Source organism: Kineococcus gypseus, assembly GCF_050871305.1.
In the GTDB taxonomy this organism is placed as follows: Bacteria; Actinomycetota; Actinomycetes; order Actinomycetales; family Kineococcaceae; genus Kineococcus; species Kineococcus gypseus.
Genome location: NZ_JBJLRD010000001.1, coordinates 106,554 through 126,069 on the forward strand (window position 1 = coordinate 106,554; position 19,516 = coordinate 126,069).

Annotated in this window: 17 protein-coding genes and 1 riboswitch; of the genes, 11 read left to right on the forward strand and 6 right to left on the reverse strand. The window is 78.7% G+C overall.

Annotation, left to right across the window (positions count from 1 at the left end):
- Nucleotides 1–52: 52 nt before the first annotated feature.
- Nucleotides 53–1,387, forward strand: coding sequence for a cell division protein PerM (locus ACRYMN_RS00490; RefSeq protein WP_432490873.1), 1,335 nt, complete (start codon nt 53–55; stop codon nt 1,385–1,387).
- Between the two features lie 17 nt (nt 1,388–1,404).
- On the opposite strand, the gene ACRYMN_RS00495 is transcribed toward ACRYMN_RS00490, so the two are convergent.
- Complete coding sequence (locus ACRYMN_RS00495) at nt 1,405–2,280, reverse strand: sulfurtransferase (RefSeq protein WP_432490874.1); 876 nt, start codon at nt 2,278–2,280, stop codon at nt 1,405–1,407.
- Nucleotides 2,281–2,338: 58 nt separating this feature from the next.
- On the opposite strand from ACRYMN_RS00495, the gene purN reads away from it, so the two are divergent.
- From purN to idi, 7 genes are all read left to right on the forward strand, one after another.
- Entirely contained in the window at nt 2,339–2,917 is a 579-nt protein-coding gene (gene purN / locus ACRYMN_RS00500) for a phosphoribosylglycinamide formyltransferase (protein ID WP_432490875.1), read from the forward strand.
- Between the two features lie 31 nt (nt 2,918–2,948).
- Nucleotides 2,949–4,550 carry a bifunctional phosphoribosylaminoimidazolecarboxamide formyltransferase/IMP cyclohydrolase gene (purH, locus tag ACRYMN_RS00505; protein ID WP_432490876.1) on the forward strand — a complete coding sequence of 534 codons (1,602 nt, stop codon included), beginning with the start codon at nt 2,949–2,951 and terminating at the stop codon, nt 4,548–4,550.
- Nucleotides 4,551–4,645: 95 nt separating this feature from the next.
- Nucleotides 4,646–4,939: a DUF3017 domain-containing protein gene (locus tag ACRYMN_RS00510; protein ID WP_432490877.1), complete on the forward strand. Its 294-nt coding sequence runs from the start codon at nt 4,646–4,648 to the stop codon at nt 4,937–4,939.
- Complete coding sequence (locus ACRYMN_RS00515; protein ID WP_432490878.1) at nt 4,936–5,697, forward strand: AzlC family ABC transporter permease; 762 nt, start codon at nt 4,936–4,938, stop codon at nt 5,695–5,697. The genes ACRYMN_RS00510 and ACRYMN_RS00515 overlap by 4 nt, the downstream gene beginning before the upstream one ends.
- Nucleotides 5,694–6,008, forward strand: a complete 315-nt coding sequence (locus tag ACRYMN_RS00520) for an AzlD domain-containing protein (protein ID WP_432490879.1) — start codon at nt 5,694–5,696, stop codon at nt 6,006–6,008. The genes ACRYMN_RS00515 and ACRYMN_RS00520 overlap by 4 nt, the downstream gene beginning before the upstream one ends.
- Before the next feature lie 76 nt (nt 6,009–6,084).
- A riboswitch (SAM riboswitch) is annotated at nt 6,085–6,173 on the forward strand.
- Complete coding sequence (sfnG, locus tag ACRYMN_RS00525; RefSeq protein ID WP_432490880.1) at nt 6,167–7,324, forward strand: dimethylsulfone monooxygenase SfnG; 1,158 nt, start codon at nt 6,167–6,169, stop codon at nt 7,322–7,324. It overlaps the preceding riboswitch by 7 nt.
- A gap of 68 nt (nt 7,325–7,392) precedes the next feature.
- Nucleotides 7,393–7,956 (forward strand): isopentenyl-diphosphate Delta-isomerase, encoded by a 564-nt coding sequence (idi, locus tag ACRYMN_RS00530; protein ID WP_432490881.1) that lies wholly within the window; start codon nt 7,393–7,395, stop codon nt 7,954–7,956.
- 55 nt (nt 7,957–8,011) lie between these two features.
- On the opposite strand, the gene ACRYMN_RS00535 is transcribed toward idi, so the two are convergent.
- The 4 genes from ACRYMN_RS00535 to ACRYMN_RS00550 are packed head-to-tail and all read right to left on the reverse strand — an operon-like array spanning nt 8,012 to nt 14,857.
- Entirely contained in the window at nt 8,012–11,740 is a 3,729-nt protein-coding gene (locus tag ACRYMN_RS00535; protein ID WP_432490882.1) for an AAA family ATPase, read from the reverse strand.
- The gene (locus ACRYMN_RS00540) at nt 11,740–13,035 is read right to left on the reverse strand and encodes a metallophosphoesterase family protein (RefSeq protein WP_432490883.1); all 1,296 of its coding nucleotides are present in this window, start codon (nt 13,033–13,035) and stop codon (nt 11,740–11,742) included. Before ACRYMN_RS00540 ends, ACRYMN_RS00535 begins: the two co-directional genes overlap by 1 nt.
- Nucleotides 13,032–13,313, reverse strand: a complete 282-nt coding sequence (locus ACRYMN_RS00545) for an acyl-CoA carboxylase subunit epsilon (RefSeq protein ID WP_432490884.1) — start codon at nt 13,311–13,313, stop codon at nt 13,032–13,034. The genes ACRYMN_RS00540 and ACRYMN_RS00545 overlap by 4 nt, the downstream gene beginning before the upstream one ends.
- Nucleotides 13,310–14,857: an acyl-CoA carboxylase subunit beta gene (locus ACRYMN_RS00550; RefSeq protein ID WP_432490916.1), complete on the reverse strand. Its 1,548-nt coding sequence runs from the start codon at nt 14,855–14,857 to the stop codon at nt 13,310–13,312. The genes ACRYMN_RS00545 and ACRYMN_RS00550 overlap by 4 nt, the downstream gene beginning before the upstream one ends.
- A gap of 257 nt (nt 14,858–15,114) precedes the next feature.
- Between ACRYMN_RS00550 and ACRYMN_RS00555 the strand changes: the two genes are divergently transcribed.
- The gene (locus tag ACRYMN_RS00555) at nt 15,115–16,329 is read left to right on the forward strand and encodes an NADP-dependent isocitrate dehydrogenase (protein WP_432490885.1); all 1,215 of its coding nucleotides are present in this window, start codon (nt 15,115–15,117) and stop codon (nt 16,327–16,329) included.
- A 317-nt stretch (nt 16,330–16,646) separates the two neighbouring features.
- Nucleotides 16,647–17,381: a phosphocholine cytidylyltransferase family protein gene (locus ACRYMN_RS00560; protein WP_432490886.1), complete on the forward strand. Its 735-nt coding sequence runs from the start codon at nt 16,647–16,649 to the stop codon at nt 17,379–17,381.
- A gap of 54 nt (nt 17,382–17,435) precedes the next feature.
- Here ACRYMN_RS00560 and purU read toward each other — a convergent pair whose 3' ends face one another.
- Nucleotides 17,436–18,293, reverse strand: a complete 858-nt coding sequence (gene purU, locus ACRYMN_RS00565) for a formyltetrahydrofolate deformylase (protein ID WP_432490887.1) — start codon at nt 18,291–18,293, stop codon at nt 17,436–17,438.
- Nucleotides 18,294–18,317: 24 nt separating this feature from the next.
- On the opposite strand from purU, the gene ACRYMN_RS00570 reads away from it, so the two are divergent.
- Complete coding sequence (locus ACRYMN_RS00570; protein WP_432490888.1) at nt 18,318–19,451, forward strand: isochorismate synthase; 1,134 nt, start codon at nt 18,318–18,320, stop codon at nt 19,449–19,451.
- Nucleotides 19,452–19,516 lie beyond the last annotated feature (65 nt).

Genomic DNA, 19,516 nt, shown 5'->3' on the forward strand with positions numbered 1-19,516 from the left:
GCCGGGCGCGTCGCGGACGCGGCGGCGCGCCCGGCGGGGGAGCATGGGGGCGATGTCCACGCTCGTCGACCGCCCCGCCGGTGCCCCGAAGACCCCCCGCCCGACCCCCGCGGACCTGCTGCCGCTGCTGACGGCCGCGGTGCGCGCGGTGCTCACCCTGCTCGTGCCGGTCGCCGTCCTGACCGTGCTGGCCTGGCTGGGCGCCGTGCGCTCGACCTCCTCCCTGGCGGCGGTGGTGCGGGTGGGCGCCGACGCGTGGCTGCTCGGCCACGGCGCGCCGGTGGCCGTGGTCGGCGGCACGCTCGGCGTCGTCCCGCTGGGCGTGACGCTGCTGGCGGTGGCCTCGTCCGCGCGGGCGGTGCGCACCTGGGTGCGCGACCAGGTCGACGCCGGGCGCGACGTGCCCTTCTGGCCCGGCGCGGGCGTCTTCGCCGCCGGGTACGGGGTGCTGGCGATGCTGCTGGCGCTGGTCACCCGCAGCGGCGTGTCGGCGGCCGGGCCGCTGCACGCCCTGCTCGGCGGCGCCGCCGTGGCCGCCGCGGGCTTCGCGCTCGGCGCCCGCGCGCACCGCCCGCCGCTGCGGCGCGTGCCCGTGCTCACCGAGGCGCTGCGGCCGGCCGCGGCGTGCACGGCCGCGCTCGCGGCGCTGGGCGCGCTGGCGGTGGCGGTGGCGCTGGTCGCCGGGCGCGCCGACGTCCTGCTGCTGCACGGCTCGCTGCGCGCCGGCTGGCTGGGCGGGGCGCTGCTGACGCTGGGGCAGGCGCTGCTGCTGCCGACGCTGGCGGTGTGGGGGCTGGCCTGGGTGGCCGGCCCCGGCTTCGCGGTGGGCACGGCCACCTCCGTGGCGCCGGGCGGCACGAGCCTGGCGACGCTGCCGGCGCTGCCGGTGCTGGGGGCGCTGCCCCCCGAGGGCGCCACGCCGGTGGCCACCTGGGCCGTCGTGGCGCTGCCGGTGCTCGTCGGCGCCGCGGCCGCGCTGCTGCGCCGCGGCGCCGGCGAGCCGGCCGGGCCCGCGCACGGCGCGGCCGTGGCCGGGGCCACCGGCGCGCTCACCGGCGTCGCGGTGGCGGTGCTGGCCGCCGCGGCCTCCGGCCCCCTGGGCTCCGGGCGCATGGCGGAGCTGGGCCCCCACCCGCTGCTGACCGGCCTGGCCGTGGCCGGGGAGGTGGCCGCCGGCGGGGTGCTGGCGGTGCTGCTGCGCCGCGCGGTGCGCGCCCGGCGCGGCACCCGCGTCGTGCTGGACCTGTCCGCGCCGGGGCGGCCCGCCGGCGGCCTGCTCGGCCGCTCCCGCCGCGGGCGCGAGGGGGACGGGCCGGACGGGCCGGAGGGGTCGCACGAGCTGGACGGGCCCGGGGGGCCGAGCGGACCGCAGGGCCCCGGCAGGTAGGTGCCGGGTCCGGCGCCTCAGGGGGTCGGGCCCGTGGCCACCGGGCGGTCGGGGTCGGCCGACCACTGCGACCACGAGCCCGGCCACAGCGCGGCGTCCACGCCCGCCGCCGCCAGCTGGGCCACGGCCAGGCTCGCGAAGACCCCCGAGCCGCACGAGGCGGCCACCGGCACGCCCGGCGCCACCCCCGCCGCCGCCAGCCGCGCCCGCAGTTCGCCCGGCGCCAGCAGCAGGCCGTCGGCGTCCACCAGCGAGCCCGGCGGCAGGTTGCGCGCGCCCGGCACGTGCCCGGCGCGCGGGTCCACCGGCTCCACCTCGCCGCGGTAGCGCTCGGCGGCGCGCACGTCCAGCAGCACCCCGCGCCCCGGCAGCGCCGCGGCCCCCTCGGCGTCCACCACCGGCAGCGCGCCGCCCGGGCCCAGCACCACGTCGCCCGGGGCGGGCACCACGTCCCCGGCCTCCAGCGGCAGGCCCGCCGCCCGCCAGGCGGCCAGCCCGCCGTCCAGCAGCCGCACGTCCTCGAAGCCCGCCCAGCGCAGCACCCACCAGGCGCGCGCGGCCGCCGCCCCGCCGGCGTCGTCGTACGCCACGGCGCGGGAGCCCGCGCGCACGCCCCAGCGGCGCGCGGCGCGCTGCAGGTCCGCCGGCGCGGGCAGCGGGTGCCGGCCGGCGGCGGGCGAGGGCGGCGCGGACAGCTCCGCGTCGAGGTCCACGAACACCGCGCCGGGCAGGTGCCCGGCGCGGTGCCGCTCGCGGCCGGTCGCGTCGCCCAGGCGCCAGCGCACGTCCAGCAGCACGAGGCCCGCGGCGCCCGGCGCGGCGGCGATGGCGCCGCGCGCGGCGTCCAGCTCGGCGGCGAGGTCGGCGGCGGCCACGAAGGGGTCGGTGCTCACCGGGCCATCCTGGCCCGCGCGTCCGGGGCGGGCGCCGCGGCCACTATCGTCGGTGCACGTGCCAGCGCGCGTCGTCGTCCTCGCCTCCGGGTCCGGCTCCACCCTGCAGGCGCTGCTCGACGCGCGCGAGGAGGCGTTCACCGTGGTGGCCGTCGGCTCCGACAAGCCCGGCGCGCGCGCCCTGGAGCGCGCCCGCGCCGCCGGCGCGGCCACCTTCGCCGTCCCGCCCGCCGAGCACCCCGACCGCGCCGCCTGGGACGCGGCCCTGGCCGCCGCCGTGGCCGCCCACGAGCCGGACCTGGTGGTGCTGGCGGGGTTCATGCGCATCGTCGGCGCCCCGCTGCTGGACGCCTTCGGCGGCCGCCTGGTCAACACCCACCCCGCGCTGCTGCCCTCGTTCCCCGGCGCGCACGGCGTGCGCGACGCCCTGGCCCACGGCGTGCGCGTCACCGGCTGCACCGTGCACCTCGTCGACGCCGGCGTGGACACCGGCCCGATCCTGGACCAGGCGGCCGTGCGCGTCCTCGACGGCGACGACGAGGAGTCCCTGCACGAGCGCATCAAGGACGTCGAGCGCCGCCTGCTCGTCGACGTCGTGGCCCGCCTCGCCCGTGGCGAGCTGCCCGCCCCCCGCTGACCCGCCCGCCCCGAGAGGACCCCGCGAGCCGATGGCCGAGAACCCCACCGCCGAGCAGACCGCCGAGCAGACCGAGCCGCGCCAGCCCGTCAGGCGCGCCCTGGTGAGCGTCTACGACAAGTCCGGCCTGGAGGAGCTGGCCGCGGGCCTGCACGCCGCCGGCGTGGCCGTGGTCTCCACCGGCTCCACCGCCTCGCGCATCGCCGCGGCCGGCGTGCCGGTCACGCCCGTGGAGGAGCTCACCGGCTTCCCCGAGTGCCTCGACGGGCGGGTGAAGACCCTGCACCCGCGCGTGCACGCGGGCATCCTCGCCGACCGCCGCCTGCCCGAGCACGTGCGCCAGCTCGAGGAGCTGGGCGTGGAGCCCTTCGACCTCGTGGTGGTCAACCTCTACCCGTTCCGCGAGACCGTCGCCTCCGGCGCCGGCTTCGACGAGGTGGTCGAGCAGATCGACATCGGCGGCCCCTCGATGGTGCGCGCCGCGGCGAAGAACCACCCCAGCGTCGCCGTCGTCACCGACCCCGCCCGCTACGGCGACGTCCTCGAGGCGCTGCGCGCCGGCGGCTTCACGCAGGCCCAGCGCCGGCGCCTGGCCGCCGAGGCGTTCGCGCACACCGCCTCCTACGACACCGCCGTCGCCGGCTGGTTCGCCGAGCAGGCCCTGGACGCCGGCGACGAGGGCTGGCCCGCCGTGGCCGGGGTCGCCCTGGAGCGCACCGCGGTGCTGCGCTACGGCGAGAACCCGCACCAGCGCGCCGCCGTCTACGCCGACCCGGCCTCCGCGCCGGGCATCGCGCAGGCGGTGCAGCTGCACGGCAAGGCCATGTCGTACAACAACTACGTCGACGCCGACGCCGCCCTGCGCGCCGCGCACGACTTCACCGCCCCGGCCGTGGCCGTCATCAAGCACGCCAACCCCTGCGGCATCGCCACCGGCACCGACGTCGCCGACGCCCACGCCAAGGCGCACGCGTGCGACCCCGTCTCCGCCTACGGCGGCGTCATCGCCGCCAACCGCGTCGTCACCGCCGCGATGGCCGCGCAGGTCGCCGACGTCTTCACCGAGGTCGTCGTCGCCCCCGGTTTCGAGCCGGAGGCCCTGGAGGTGCTGCAGCGCAAGAAGAACGTGCGCCTGCTGCAGCTGCCCGAGGGCTACGCGCGCGGCAGCGCCGAGTGGCGCCCGGTCTCCGGCGGGGTGCTCGTGCAGGACCTCGACCGCGTCGACGCCGACGGCGACTCCCCGGCCGGCTGGACCCTGGCGGCCGGCGAGCCCGCCGACGCCGAGACCCTGGCCGACCTGGAGTTCGCCTGGCGCGCGGTGCGCTCGGTGCGCTCCAACGCGATCCTGCTGGCCCGCGGCGGCGCCTCCGTCGGCGTGGGCATGGGCCAGGTCAACCGGGTGGACTCCTGCCGCCTGGCCGTCGAGCGCGCCGGCGCCGAGCGCGCCCGCGGCGCCGTGGCCGCCTCCGACGCGTTCTTCCCGTTCGCCGACGGCGCGCGGATCCTGCTGGACGCCGGGGTGCGCGCGATCGTGCAGCCGGGCGGGTCCGTGCGCGACGAGGAGGTCGTCGCCGCCGTCCGCGAGGCCGGCGTGACGATGTACTTCACCGGCGCGCGCCACTTCGCGCACTGACGCCGCGGCCGGGGCAGCGGGTGCGGGGAGCGCGCGGGGGCGCGCACCGGCGCGTGCCCGCCCAGCGGGCGGTGCGCGTCGGTACCGTGCCGGGCGTGTCACGTCGACCGCCCAGCACCCCCGAGCGCGTGCCGCCCGCGGGCGCGGCGGTCCTGGGCGCCGTCGCGGCCGGCGCGCTGCTGGCGCTGGTGCTCACGGTGCTGGCCGGTCCGGTGACCGGCGGGCTCGTGCTCGGCGCCGACCTGGCGGTGGCCGCCGTGCTGCGCCTGGTGCTGCCGGTGCGGGCGGCCGGGGCGCTGGCGGTGCGCTCGCGCGCGCTGGACACCGCGGTGCTGCTGGTGCTCGCCGCCGCCTGCGCGGCGCTGGCCTGGTCGCTGCCGCCGTCGTGAGCGCGCCCGAGCCCGAGCGCGAGCCCGGACCCGCTCCCGGACCCGGGCCCGCGGACGCGCCCACCGCCGCCGCGGTGCGCACCGCCCGGCGGCAAGGGCTGGCGGTGGGCGCGGCCACCGCCGTGTACGGCGTCAGCCTCGGCGCGCTGGCCGTGGCCAACGGCCTGAGCGTGCTGCAGGCCTGCGCCACCTCGCTGCTGCTGTTCAGCGGCGGCTCGCAGTTCGCGCTCGTCGGCGTCCTCGGCGGCGGCGGCAGCGCGGCCTCGGCGGTGGCCGCCAGCACCCTGCTGGGGGTCCGCAACGCCCTGTACGGGGTGCAGGTGGGCACCTTCCTGCGCGTGCGCGGCGCCCGGCGGCTGCTCGCGGCGCACTGGACGATCGACGAGTCCACCGCCGTGGGCGCCGCCCAGGGCACCGACGCCGCCCGCCGCGCGGGGTTCTGGGTCACCGGCGCGACGGTGTTCGCCGGCTGGAACCTCACCACCCTGGCCGGCGCGCTGCTCGGCGACGCGCTGGGCGACCCGCGCCGCTACGGCCTGGACTCCGCGGCCGCGGCCGCGTTCCTGGCGCTGCTGTGGCCGCGCCTGCGCCGGCGCGAGCCGGTCGCGGTGGCGGTGGTGGCCGCGCTCGTCGCCGCCGCCCTGGTGCCCGTGGTGCCGGTGGGCCTGCCCGTGGTCGCCGCGGCGGCGGTCGCCCTGCTGGCCGGCCTGCGCGGGAGGCGCGGCTCGCGCGGGGCTCGGGCGGCGGGGCAGCGGTGAGCACCTGGACGGCCGTGCTGGCCGCCGCGGCGCTGGCCTACGCCCTGAAGCTGGCCGGGCACCTCGTGCCGCCGCGGTGGCTGGAGCACCCCCGCGTGCGCCGCGGATCGGCGCTGCTGCCCACCGCGCTGCTGGCCGCCCTCGTCGTCGTGCAGGCCGCCTCCGACGGCGACCGCCTCGTGGCCGACGCGCGCCTGGTGGGCGTGGGCGTCGCCGCGCTCGCGCTGGCGCTGCGCGCGCCGTTCCTGGTGGTGGTGCTCCTGGCGGCGGCCTCGACGGCGGGCGTGCGGGCGCTGACCGGCTGGGGCTGAGGGGCCCTGCCCGGACGCCGCCGCTGCCCCCGCCGCCCTCGTGGCGCCCGCCGCCGGCAGCGGGTTAGGCTCGCGGCGACCATCCAGAGCGGCCGAGAGACCTGGCTCCACGACGCCGCAGCAACCGCGCCCGCGCGCCGGTGCTACCGCCAGGACCGATGGAGGAGAGCCACCGCATGCCCGTGAAGTTCGCCTACTGGGTCCCCAACGTCTCCGGCGGCCTCGTCGTCTCCACGATCGAGCAGCGCACGAGCCACGACCCCGCCTACAACGTCGAGGTGGCGCGCGCGGCCGAGCGCGCCGGCTTCGACTACGCCCTCACCCAGGTGCGCTACCTGGCCTCCTACGGCGCCGACGCCCAGCACGAGTCCACCTCGTTCTCGCTGGCGCTGCTGCTGGCCACCGAGCGGCTGAAGGTGATCGCCGCGGTGCACCCGTTCTTCTGGCACCCCGGCGTGCTGGCGAAGTTCGCCGCCACCGCCCAGGAGCTGACCGGCAACCGCCTGGCGCTGAACGTCGTCTCCGGCTGGTTCAAGGACGAGGCCACCCAGCTCGGCGTGACCTGGCACGAGCACGACGAGCGCTACCGCCAGTCCGAGGAGTTCATCAGCTACCTGCGCGGGGTGTGGTCGCAGGACGGCTACTCCCAGGACGGCGACTTCTTCTCCGCCCGCGACATCACCTTCCGCCCGCAGCCGACGCTGCAGCCGGAGCTGTTCCAGGGCGGCAACTCCACCGCCGCGCAGGGGATGGCCGCCCGCGTGAGCGACTGGTACTTCATGAACGGCAAGCCGATCGCCGGCGCCGCCGAGCAGGTGCGCGAGGTCAGCGCCCTCGCCGCCGCCGCCGGGCGCTCGGTGCGCTTCGGGCTCAACGGCTTCGCCGTCGTGCGCGAGAGCCGCGAGGAGGCCGAGGCGGTCCTGGAGGAGATCGTCGCCAAGGCCGACGTCGCCAAGGTCGAGGGCTTCGGCGCCGCCGTGCAGGAGGCGGGCAACGCCACGAAGGACCGCAAGGGCATGTGGGCGGACAGCGAGTTCCGCGACCTCGTGCAGTACAACGACGGGTTCCGCACCGGCCTGGTGGGCACCCCCGACGAGGTGGCCCGCCGGGTGCTGGCGTACTCGCTGGTGGGCGTGGACCTGCTGCTGCTGGGCTTCCTGCACGTGAAGGAGGAGGTCGAGGCCTTCGGCGAGCTCGTCGTGCCGCGGGTGCGCGAGCTGGAGCAGCGCCTGGCCGACGGCGAGGAGCTGTCGCTGGGCGCCGAGCTCGACGAGGCCGTCGCCGCGGCCGGCGGCCGGGCGGGCTCGCTGGTCTGAGCGGGTGGGCGTGCGCCGCGCCCACCCGCGTCCGTGCGCGCGCGGCGGCGTCCACGTACGGTGCAGCGGTGACCGCCGCCAGCGCCGCCCTCGCCCCCGCCGACCCCGGGACCCCCGAGCTCGTCGTCCTGCTCACCGAGGACGGCGTGCCGTGCGGCACGGCGCCGAAGTCCCAGGTGCACCACACCGCCACGCCCCTGCACCTGGCGTTCTCGTGCTGGGTGCTCGACGGGACCGGCCGCACGCTGCTGACGCGCCGCGCCGACACCAAGCGCACCTGGCCGGGGGTGTGGACGAACTCCTTCTGCGGGCACCCCGGCCCGGGGGAGGAGCCGGTCGAGGCCGTGCACCGGCGCGCCGGCGACGAGCTGGGCACCGCGGTCGGCGCCGTGGCGCCGGTGCTGCCCACGTTCCGCTACCGCGCCCGCATGGCCGACGGCACCGTCGAGAACGAGGTGTGCCCGGTCTTCACCGCCACCCTGAGCGCTGAGCTGGCGCCCAACCCCGACGAGGTCGGCGCCTGGCGCTGGGTGCACCTGGACGAGCTGCGCGCCGAGGTGGCCGCCGACCCGTCGCCGTTCAGCCCGTGGATGCTGCTGCAGCTGGAGCAGCTGCCCGCCGCGCTGGCCTGAGGCGCCCCGCCCGGCGCACCCCGCTGTCGCGCGCCGTCCTGCGCGCCCCGGTCCCTCAGCCCAGGCCGAGGTCCAGCTCGAGGTCGTGGGCGGCCAGGTAGTCCAGCACGAGCTGCTCGCTGACCCGGCCGCGGTCGGCGACGCGCCGGCCCTGCGCGCGCGCCCACGCCCGCACCAGCTGCGGGTCGGCCCCCAGCGCCCCCGCCCCGCGCGCGGGGCGCGCCGGGGCGGCCGCCGCCGCCCGCGCCGCCGCGGCGAGGTCCTGCGCCGCCGCGGGCGCGGGCAGCCGCGACACCGTCACCGGGTGCCCCTCGCCGGCCAGGCGCTCGGCGCGCTCGGCGACGTCGGCGTGGTGCGTCAGCAGCACCACCTGCACCTCGCGCGAGAGCTGCGCCAGCGCCGACAGCGCCGCGCCGGTGCGGCCCTCGTCGAACGTCATGAGCACGTCGTCGAGCACCACCGGCAGCGGGCCGGCGCCGGCGCGCACCCGGCCGCGGTGCTCGGCGGCGATCGCGGCCAGGCGCAGCGCCAGGAAGACCTGGTCCGCGGTGCCCTCGGAGAGCCCGTCGGCGCCCTCGAGCACCTCCCCGTCGCCGCGGCGCACCGCCAGCCGGCGGCTGCCGCCGTCGTCCAGGGCGCTCAGCGCCGTCCAGCGCCCCCCGGTCAGCACGGAGAGCACCTGCCCGGCCTCCTCCAGCAGCGGGTTGGCGCGCGCGGTGGAGAACTCCTCCAGCTGCCGGCGCAGCACGGTGCGCTGCAGGTCCACCTGCACGTAGCGCTCGGTGTCCGCCTGCAGCTCGGCCAGCGCCTCCGCGCGCCGCGCGGCCAGCACGTTGGCGTCGGCGCCGCTGCTCAGGCGCTCCAGCTCCGTGCCGGCGCGGCCCACGCCCTGCTGGGCCTCGGCCCACGCCGCGTGCGCCTCGTCGTCGGCCACGGCGAGCTGCTCGGCGTCGGTGCGCAGGTCCGCGTCGGTGCGCGCGCCCACCTCGGCCAGCAGCTCCTCCACGCCCGCCGCGCCCACCTCGGCGGCCAGCGCGTCCAGCTCGGCGCGCTCGGCGGCGCGCGCGGCCAGCAGCGCGGCGCTGCGCCCGGCGCGCTCGGCCAGCGCGGACGGCTCCTCGCCCGCGACCAGCAGCGCCGCGAGCTGCGCCCCGGCGGCCTCGCCGCGGGCCAGCTCGCCCGCGCGCTCGTCGGCGACCTCGGCCAGCTGCTGCTCCAGGGCCGCCGCGGTGCGCTCGTCGGCGCGGGAGGTGCGCAGCCGCTCGGCCAGCGCCGCCAGCACCGGCAGCGCCGCGGCCAGCGGGTCCGCGCCCGGCCCCGCCGCGCCCGCCGACCCCGCCGTGCCCGCCGCGCCGGGCCCGTGCGCGACGCCCAGGCGGGCGGCGACGTCGGCGACGGCGGCGGCGAACGCGGCGGCGCGCTCCTCGCGCACCCCGGCGCGGGCCAGGTCCGCGCCGGCGGCGTCCGCGCGCTCGGCGGCCACCGCCAGGGTGCGGGCGCGCGCCTCCCAGCCCTGCGGCCCCAGCCCCTGCGGCAGCCCGGCGGCGTCCGCGGCCGCGGTGAAGGCCCGCGCGGCGCGCTCGGCCGCCTCCGCCCGGCGCGCGCACCGCTCCGCGGCCTCCTGCGCGGCGCGCTCGCGCTCGGCGCCCAGCGCGCGCTCGGCGGCGGCGCTGGCCGCGGCGGCCAGGACCGTGCGGGCCGCCTCCAGCGCCGGCTCCAGCCCGGCGTCGGCGGCGCCGGGGCGCCCGCAGCGCTCCAGCACCAGCGCCAACCGCGCCAGCTGCGCGTCGGCGTCGTCGCGCAGGCGCAGCGCGCGCGCGTCGGCGGCCGCGGCCGCGGCCCGCTCGGCGCCCAGCTGCTCCAGCGCGGCCAGCACCGGCGCCGGGTCCTGCTCGGGCACCCGCACCCCCGCGGCGGTGAACAGCGCGTCGCGGCTCGCGCGGGCGTGCTCGACGGCGGCGCGGGCGCCCTCCTCGGCGGCCAGCGCCGCGCTCTCGCGGGTGGCGGCGCGCTCAGCGTCGCGGCGCAGCTGGCGCAGCTGCGCGGCGGCCTCGGCGTGCTCCAGCAGCGCGTCGGCGGCGGCGTCGGCGCGCGCCACGGCCGCCAGCAGGGCCGCGGCCGCCGTCGCGTCCAGCGCGGTGCCGGCGCGCACCGGCTCCAAGGCGGCCTCGCGCGCGGCCCGCGCGGCCCGCAGCTCCTCCTCGCCGGCACCGCCGGCGCCCCCGGCGGCCTGCGCGAGCGCGGCGGCGGCCGCGCGCGCCGCCGCCGCGCACCGCTCGCGCTCGCCGGTGGCCCGCTCCAGCTCCGCGGCGGCCGTCAGCAGCTCGGCGTGGTGCTCGCGCACGAGCGCGGCGTCCAGCGCGGGCTGCCGCGCCAGCGCCGCGTCCGGGTCGGCGGCGCCGGCCTCGACGGCGGCGGCGCGCGCCGCGGCCGCGCGCGCGTCGCGCTCGGCCAGCGCCGCGCGCCACGCCCGCGGCGCCGAGCCCTCCCGCTCGGCGGCGGCGACCAGCTCGCGCAGCGCCGCGGCGTCCTCCTCGGCGACCTCCGCGGCGCTCGCGTGGCGCTCAGCGGCGCTGCGCGCGGCGGCCAGCTCCTCCTCGGCGCGGGCCAGCTCCTCCTCGGCGCGCGCGCACGCCGCCGCCCGCGCGGACAGGTCCGCGGCGCGGTCGGCGGGCACCCGCAGCCGCGCCAGCAGGGCGGGGACGACCTCCTCCAGCGGCCCGTCGGGCACCGGGGCCAGCTCGGCGAGCGCGCCGCGCGCCTCGCGCAGCGCCTCGGCGGCCGCGCGCCGCGCCGCCGCGGCGTCCTCGGCGTCCTGCGCGCGCGCCTGGCGCGCGTCCAGCAGCGCGTCGAGCTCCTCGCCGGCGGCGAGCACGTCCTCCTCGACCGTGCAGCGCCCGCGCTCGGCCACCAGCCGCCGGCGCCGCAGCTCCAGCGCCTCCAGCGCGGCCACCGAGCCCTCGCGGGCGGCCACGGCGGCGTCGTGGGCGGCCACGGCCGCCTCGGGCAGCGCCCCGCCGGCGCCGGCCAGCCATGCGGCCAGCTCCGCGGCGCGCTCGCGCTCGCGCAGCGCCGCGCGCACCCGCGGGGCCAGGCGCACCCGCCGCTCGGCGGCCTCGTGCGCGCCGCGCGCGGAGCGCCAGCGGGCGTCGGCGCGCTCGGCGCCCGCGCGGGCCGCCGCCAGCTCCTCGCGGGCGGCGTCCACCGCCCCGGCGCGGGTGGCGGTACGGCCCAGCTCGGCGTCCAGCGCCTCGATGACGGCCAGGCGGTCCTTCAGCGCCGAGCGCCCGCGCGGGCGCCACAGCCGCTCGGCCTCGGCGTCCAGCGACTCCAGCAGCTCCTGCGCGCCGCTGCCGTGGTGGGCGCTGAAGACCAGCGCCGCCAGGTCGCCCGCCCCGCGCAGCACCAGCCGCCCGCCCGCGCGCAGGCGCTCGTGGTCCATGCCCAGGCGCTGCGCCCACGCGGCGCGGTCCCAGCCGTCCTGCTCCCACGGCGGGGCCACCGGCTCACCGCCGGCGCCCTCCAGCAGCCCGCGCGAGGAGCGCACCAGCTCGCGCGCGCCGCTGCCGTCGTCCCAGCGCGCGTGCACGCGCAGCCGGGCGCGGGCGTGCGCGAAGGCGTAGCGCGGGCTCTTCTCGAAGCCCCACAGCAGGTCCTCCACCGCCGCCAGCAGCGTGGACTTGCCCGACTCGTTCGGCCCGACGACCACCGTCAGGCCCGGGCCCAGGGCCACCGCGGCGGCCTCGAAGGCGCCGTAGGGGGCCAGGCGCACCTCGCGCAGCATCAGCGGCCCCCGCCCAGGCGCGTGACGAGGTCCTCCGCGGCGCGCTCGGCCAGCGCGCGCAGCGCCCGCGGGTCGCCCAGGTCCAGCAGGTCCGCCTCCTTCAGCAGCCGGCCCACCTCGTTGCGCACCGCGCGCACGTGCCCGGTCAGGGCCGGGTCGTGCGCCAGCGCCTCGGCGGCGCGGCGCACCGCCTCGACGAGCTCGGGGTCGTCGCCGCCGCCGGCGCGCGGCACCCGAGCGCGCGACTCGACCTTCTCCAGCACCACCCCGGCGCCCTCGGCGACCTGCTCGGCCTCCTGGCGCAGCCGCTCCGCGTCGGCGAGGTCCGCGGCCGCGGCCGTCGGCCCGGTCAGGGTCGCGCGCACCACCAGCGGGCGGTCCCCGGCGCCCTCGCGCGCGCCCAGCAGCGCCTCGCGCAGCGCCTCGGCGGCCCCGGCGACGTCGGCGGCGCCGGTGACGTCGACCTCCAGGGACTCCCAGCGCGCCACGTCCAGGGCGTGGAAGGCCAGCGACGCCTCCCCGTCGGGCAGCAGGTCCACGACGTAGGCGCCCTTGGGGCCGGTCTCGCGCGGGTGGCGGCCCTGCAGGTTGCCCGAGTAGGCCACCGTGGTGCGCCCGGTGGCCAGCACCTCGCGCGCGTGCACGTGCCCCAGCGCCACGTACTCGTAGCCCAGCGCCGTCAGGTCGGCCACCGAGCACGGCGCGTAGCGCTCGTGCTCGCCCTGGCTGCCGTCGACGGTGGCGTGCAGCAGCCCCACGTTGACCAGGCCCGGCACCCGCGCCGGGTAGCCGGCGGCGAGGTTGGTGGAGACCGCGCGGGTGCGGTAGCCCTGCCCGTGCACGGCCAGGCCCAGGTGCTCGTCCACCTCGGTGCCCGCGCCGTCGACGCCGAAGCGGTGCACGTTGGCCGGCAGCGTCAGCGAGCGGGTGATCTGGCTCTCGGCGTCGTGGTTGCCCGAGACGACGAAGACGCGCACGCCGGAGTCGGCCAGGCGCTGCACCTGGCGCGTGAAGAAGCGGCCCGTGGCGTAGTCGTGCCAGGTGCCGTCGTACAGGTCGCCCGCCAGGAGGAGGGCGTCGGCGCCGCTGTCCTCGCACAGCGCCACCAGCCGCTCCAGGGCGCCGCGGGTGGCCGCGCGCAGGGTCTGCGCGACGGCGTCGTCGCCCAGGCGGCGCAGGCCGCGCAGCGGGGAGTCCAGGTGCACGTCGGCGGCGTGCACCACCCGCACCGCCCCGCGCGGGCGGGGGGCGGGCGCACCCGCCGCCGCGCCCGCCGGGCCCGCCGCCGCGCTCACCGCGGCAGCGCGCTGGCCCGCCAGGCGCCCGGCCCGGGCGCCGGCGGCAGGCCCAGGGCGCGGCGGCGGTCGGCCCAGCGCGAGGCCGGCGGCGGCGGGGGCGGCACCGCGGGGGCGGCGGCCAGGGTGGTCAGCACCACCGTCAGCGCCGCCAGCTCCTCCGGCTCGGGGTGCCCGCGCTCGATGCGCAGGTCGCTGAGCAGCGAGAGGGCCGCCGCGGCGGTCCCGGCGGCGGTCCCGCCGCCGGTCCCCGCGGGCTCGGCCGGCTGCGCGCTCACAGCGGGATGTTCCCGTGCTTGCGCGCCGGGGCGTCGGCGCGCTTGGTGGCCAGCGCCCGCAGCGCCCGCACCACGTGCACGCGGGTCTCGGAGGGGGCGATGACGGCGTCGACGAAGCCGCGCTCGGCGGCCACGTACGGGTTGGCCAGCTCGTCCTCGTACTCGGCGACCAGCTCGCGGCGGCGGGCCTCGACGTCCTCGCCGGCCTCGGCGGCCGCCTTCAGCGCGCCGCGGTGCAGGATGTTCACCGCGCCCTGCGCGCCCATGACGGCGATCTGCGCGGTCGGCCACGCCAGGCACACGTCGGCGCCCATCTCCTTGGAGCCCATGACGATGTACGCCCCGCCGTACGCCTTGCGGGTGATCACCGTGACCAGCGGCACCGTCGCCTCGGCGTAGGCGTACAGCAGCTTGGCGCCGCGGCGGATGATGCCGCCCCACTCCTGGTCAGTGCCCGGCAGGAAGCCGGGCACGTCCACGAACGTCAGCACCGGCACGTTGAAGGCGTCGCAGGTGCGCACGAAGCGCGCCGCCTTCTCGGAGGCGTCGATGTCCAGGGTGCCGGCCAGCTGCGCGGGCTGGTTGGCCACGACGCCCACCGTGCGGCCCTCCACCCGGCCGAAGCCGGTGAGGACGTTGGGGGCGAAGAGCTCGTGCACCTGCAGGAACTCCCCGTCGTCCAGGACCGCGGAGACGACGGCGGTCATGTCGTAGGGCTGGTTGGCCGAGTCCGGCGCGATCGAGTCCAGCGCGAGGTCGTGCTCGTCGACCTCCAGGCCGCGCACCTCCTCGGCCGGCAGCAGCGGCGGCTCGGAGAGGTTGTTGCTCGGCAGGAAGGAGAGCAGGTCGCGCACCCAGCCGATCGCCTCGTCCTCGTCCTCGGCGAGGTGGTGCGCCACGCCCGAGCGCGAGGCGTGGGTGCGCCCGCCGCCCAGCTCCTCGAAGCCGACGTCCTCGCCGGTGACGGTGCGGATCACGTCGGGGCCGGTGACGAACATGTGGCTGGTGCCGTCGACCATGACGGTGAAGTCGGTCAGGGCGGGGGAGTACACCGCCCCGCCCGCGCACGGCCCGGCGATCAGGGAGATCTGCGGCACCACGCCCGAGGCGCGCACGTTGCGGCGGAAGATGCGCGCGTACTGCACCAGGGAGGCCACGCCCTCCTGGATGCGCGCGCCGCCGCCGTCGTTGATGCCCACCACGGGGCAGCCGGTGGTGGCCGCCCACTCCTGCAGCGCGGCGATCTTGGCGCCGTGGACCTCGCCGAGGGAGCCGCCGAAGGCGGTGAAGTCCTGCGCGTACACGGCCACCGGCCGCCCGTCGACGGTGGCGTGGCCGGTGACCACCCCGTCGCCGTCGACGTGCTTGTCGGCCACCCCGAACGCGGTGGCGCGCGAGCGGGCGAAGCCGCCGAGCTCCACGAAGGAGCCCGGGTCCACCAGGGCGGCGATGCGCTCGCGGGCGGTCTTCTTGCCGCGCGGGTGCTGGCGGGCCGCGGCGCGCTCGTCGGCGGCGGCCACGGCGGCCTCGGCGCGGCGGTGCAGCTCGGCGAGCTTGCCGGCGGTGCTGCGCGGGTCGGGCTGCGCGCCGTCCCGCGGGCCCGCGCCGGCCGGGCCGCTGGCGGCGGGGGCGTGGACGGGGACGTCGAGACCACTCACGGGGCGGCAGCGTACCCACCCGCGCGGACGGGTTCCGCCCGCCGCCGCGGGCGGTGGCGCCCGAGGCCCCCGGGCCCGGTAGCTTGACGTCGAGACGATGCCGTCCCGCAGCGGGCCGGCCCACGGTCAGGAGGAGACAGCGCGTGGCCAAGATCAAGGTGCAGGGACCGGTCGTCGAGCTCGACGGCGACGAGATGACCCGGATCATCTGGCAGTCCATCAAGGACCGCCTGATCCACCCCTACCTGGACGTCGACCTGCAGTACTTCGACCTCGGCATCGAGAGCCGGGACGCGACGGACGACCAGATCACGATCGACGCCGCCCACGCCATCCAGCGGGCCGGCGTCGGCGTCAAGTGCGCCACCATCACGCCGGACGAGGCGCGCGTGGAGGAGTTCGGCCTGAAGAAGATGTGGCGCTCGCCCAACGGGACGATCCGCAACATCCTCGGCGGCGTCATCTTCCGCGAGCCGATCATCATCTCGAACGTGCCGCGCCTGGTGCCGGGCTGGACCAAGCCGATCATCGTGGGCCGCCACGCCTTCGGCGACCAGTACCGCGCCACCGACTTCACGTTCCCCGGCGAGGGCACCCTGACGGTGACCTTCACCCCCGCCGACGGCTCGGCGCCCATCGAGCACGAGGTCTTCCGCGCCCCGGGCGCCGGCGTCTCGCTGTCGATGTACAACCTCGACAGCTCCATCGTCGACTTCGCCCGCGCCTCGCTGAACTACGGCCTGGCGCGCGGGTACCCGGTGTACCTGTCCACGAAGAACACGATCCTGAAGGCCTACGACGGCCGCTTCAAGGACATCTTCGCCGAGGTCTTCGAGAACGAGTTCAAGGCGAGGTTCGACGCGGCCGGGATCACCTACGAGCACCGCCTCATCGACGACATGGTCGCCGCCTCCCTGAAGTGGGAGGGCGGCTACGTGTGGGCCTGCAAGAACTACGACGGCGACGTGCAGTCCGACACCGTCGCGCAGGGCTTCGGCTCGCTGGGCCTGATGACCTCCGTGCTGACCACCCCGGACGGCTCGGTCGTCGAGGCGGAGGCCGCCCACGGCACCGTCACGCGCCACTACCGCCAGCACCAGCAGGGCAAGCCGACCTCGACGAACCCCATCGCCTCGATCTACGCGTGGACCCGGGGCCTGGCGCACCGCGGGAAGCTCGACTCCACCCCCGAGGTGACCGGCTTCGCCGAGACCCTCGAGGACGTCGTCGTCAAGACCGTCGAGAGCGGCAGCATGACCAAGGACCTCGCCCTGCTCGTCGGTCCCGAGCAGTCGTGGCAGACCACCGAGGAGTTCCTCGCCACGCTCGACGAGAACCTGCGCACCCGCCTGGCCTGACCCGCCCGGCCCGCCCGGCCCGCCCGGCTGCCCGTCCGGCCCCCGCACCAGCGGTGCGGGGGCCGGACGCGTGCGCCCGCCGCGCGCGGGCGGGCATCATGGACGACTCCGCCGGCGGCGGGCCGAACCGGCGCCCGTCCCGGCCCGAACGACGGGACCAGCGTGAACATCGTCTGCCACAGCTCCGCAGGGCGGTGCTCCGGCGACCCCCGGGCCCTGCGCGAGCGCCTGCTCGCCCGCGTCGACGTCCGCGCCGGGGACGTCCACGCCGCCGACCGGGTCCGGGGCCCGGTCCTGCCCGGCGCGGGGGTGCCCCGGTGAGCGCCGCGCAGGTGCAGGCCGTCGTCCTCGCCGCGGGCCTGGGCACGCGGCTGGGCCGGCCGCTGCCGAAGTCGCAGACCCGCCTGCGCGACGGGCGCACGATCATGCAGCAGCAGGTCGACAACCTGCGCGGCGTGCTCGGCGGGGACGTGCGCATCGCGGTGGTCGTGGGGTTCAAGGCGAACGTCGTCATGGAGGCCCACCCGGACCTGCGCTTCGCCTACAACGAGCTGTTCGACTCCACGAACACCTCCAAGAGCCTGCTGCGCGCGCTGACCACCTCCCACCGCGGCGGCGTGCTGTGGGTGAACGGCGACGTCGTCTTCGACCCGCGCGTGCTGCGGCACGTGCAGCCGTGGATCGAGCGCGACGAGACGTTCGTGTGCGTGAACACCGCGGCCGTGGGCGAGGAGGAGGTGAAGTACACCGTCGACGCCGACGGGTACGTGCGCGAGCTGTCCAAGACCGTCGAGGGCGGGCTGGGGGAGGCGGTGGGCATCAACTACGTCTCCGCCGCCGACAAGGCGCTGCTCGTCGAGGAGCTGCGCGCCTGCGCCGACACGGACTACTTCGAGCGCGGGCTGGAGACGGCCGTCGCCCGCCGGGGCCTGCGCGTGCGGCCGGTGGACGTCTCGCCCTTCGACGTCGTCGAGGTCGACTTCGAGGAGGACCTGCAGCGCGCGGACCGCATCGAGGCCGAGCACCTGCGCCTGGACCCGGCCGGGGGCTGAGCCCCCCGGCGGCCCGGGACCCGGCCGGGACCCGGGCCGCCGGGCGCAGGACCCTCAGCGGAAGACGACGGTGCGGTTGCCGTCGAGCAGCACGCGGTGCTCGGCGTGCCAGCGCACCGCGCGCGCCAGGGTGCGCGCCTCGACGTCCTGGCCCTGGCGCACGAGGTCGGCCGGCGCGTACCGGTGGTCGACGCGCTCGATCTCCTGCTCGATGATCGGGCCCTCGTCGAGGTCGGCCGTGACGTAGTGCGCCGTCGCGCCGATGATCTTCACGCCGCGCGCGTGGGCCTGGTGGTACGGCCTGGCGCCCTTGAAGCTGGGCAGGAACGAGTGGTGGATGTTGATCGCCCGCCCGGACAGCCGCCGGCACAGGTCGTCGGAGAGGATCTGCATGTAGCGGGCCAGCACCACCAGCTCCACGTCCAGCTCGGCCACGAGCTCCAGCAGCCGCGCCTCCCCGGCCGCCTTGGAGGCGGCGTCGCCGGTGACCACCGGCACGTGGTGGAAGGGCACGCCGTAGAACTGCGCCAGCGGCGCGAGGTCGGTGTGGTTGGAGACCACCGCGGCCACGTCCACCGGCAGGTCGCCCGAGCGGTGCCGGAAGAGCAGGTCGTTGAGGCAGTGGCCCTGCTTGGAGCACATCACCAGCGTGCGCAGCCGGTCCGCGGCGTCGCGCAGGTCCCACGTGAGGTCGAAGCGGGAGGCGACCACGCCCAGGGTCGCGCGCAGCGCCTCGTCGCCGGCGTCGGCGTCGAAGGCGACCCGCATGAAGAACAACCCGGTGTCCGGGTCCCCGTACTGCTGGCTCTCGGTGATGTTGGCGTCCAGCGCCACCAGGGCCCCCGTGACGGCGTGGACGATGCCGGGGCGGTCGGGGCAGGACAGGGTCAGGACCCTCGGGCGTGCGCTCACGACGCTGAAGCCTAGGGTGGGTGGGTGCCAGAACCCGCGCCGGCAGCCCTCGCGGTGCGCGCGGGCGCCACCGTCTTCTCCGACGCCAAGAGCACCCTCGTGCAGACCGGCCCGCGCCCGCTGGTGCCCGGCGGCTCCGGCGCCGAGCAGCTGCGCCGCACGGTGCGCGTCCTGGACGACGAGCCGGAGGGCGTGGTGGTCGCCGGGGTGGTGCCCCTGGACCTGACCGCCCCCGGCGCGCTGCGGGTGGGCCCGGCGGTGCGCACCCCCGGCCCGCTGACGCCCCCGCGCGGGCACCTGCCCGCGCGCGCCACCGTCGCCAGCAGCCGCCCGCGCCCGGGCGCGGAGGTGTACGCCGCGCAGGTGCGCCGGGCGCTGGAGCGCATCGGGTCCGGTGAGGTGCACAAGGTCGTCCTGGCCCGCTCCCTGGAGCTGACCGCGCTGGTGGACTGGTCGGTGCCCGACCTGGTCGCCGAGCTGGCCGCGCGCAACCCGGACGCGACGACGCTGGCGGTGCCCGTGGACGACCCGCAGCGCCCGGGCGGGCGCTGGCTGGTCGGGGCCAGCCCGGAGCTGCTGCTGCGCCGGCGCGGGCCCAGCGTGCTGCTGCGCCCGCTGGCGGGCTCGGTGCCGCGCTCGGCCGAGCCGGAGGAGGACCTGCGCCGCGCCGACGCCCTGATGGCCTCGGACAAGGACCGCCGCGAGCACGCCTACGTCGTGGAGGCCGTGGTGGAGGCGCTGCGCCCCTTGTGCCGCACCGTCAGCGCCCCGGAGCCGGAGCTGGTGGCCACCCCCACCGTGTGGCACCTGGCCACGCGCGTGACGGCCCTGCTCAGCGACACCGCCACCACCTCGGTGGACCTGGTGGCCGCGCTGCACCCCACGCCGGCCGTGGGCGGCAGCCCGCGCCGGGCGGCGCTGCAGGTCATCCGCGAGGTGGAGGGCCTGGACCGCGGCGGCTACACCGGCGCGGTCGGCTGGCAGGACGGCGACGGCGACGGCGAGTGGGTCGTCGGCGTGCGCTGCGCGGAGGTGCGCGGGCGGCTGCTGCGCATCTTCGGCGGCGCGGGCATCGTCGCCGGCTCCGACCCCGACGCCGAGGTGCGCGAGACCACCGCGAAGATGCGCACGGTCCTCGAGGCCGCGGTCCCGCGCTGAGCCCTGGGCTAGGCTGGTCCCGCCGCGACTGGCGAAGGTGGGGGACCACCGGGGAGCGGCAACGG

Excerpts from the sequence above, each read along its gene's own strand:
- ACRYMN_RS00490 (WP_432490873.1), top strand. The coding sequence starts at position 53 with ATGTCCACGCTCGTCGACCGCCCCGCCGGTGCCCCGAAGACCCCCCGC.
- purH (WP_432490876.1), top strand. The coding sequence starts at position 2,949 with ATGGCCGAGAACCCCACCGCCGAGCAGACCGCCGAGCAGACCGAGCCG.
- sfnG (WP_432490880.1), top strand. The coding sequence starts at position 6,167 with ATGGAGGAGAGCCACCGCATGCCCGTGAAGTTCGCCTACTGGGTCCCC.
- ACRYMN_RS00535 (WP_432490882.1), bottom strand. The coding sequence starts at position 11,740 with ATGCTGCGCGAGGTGCGCCTGGCCCCCTACGGCGCCTTCGAGGCCGCC.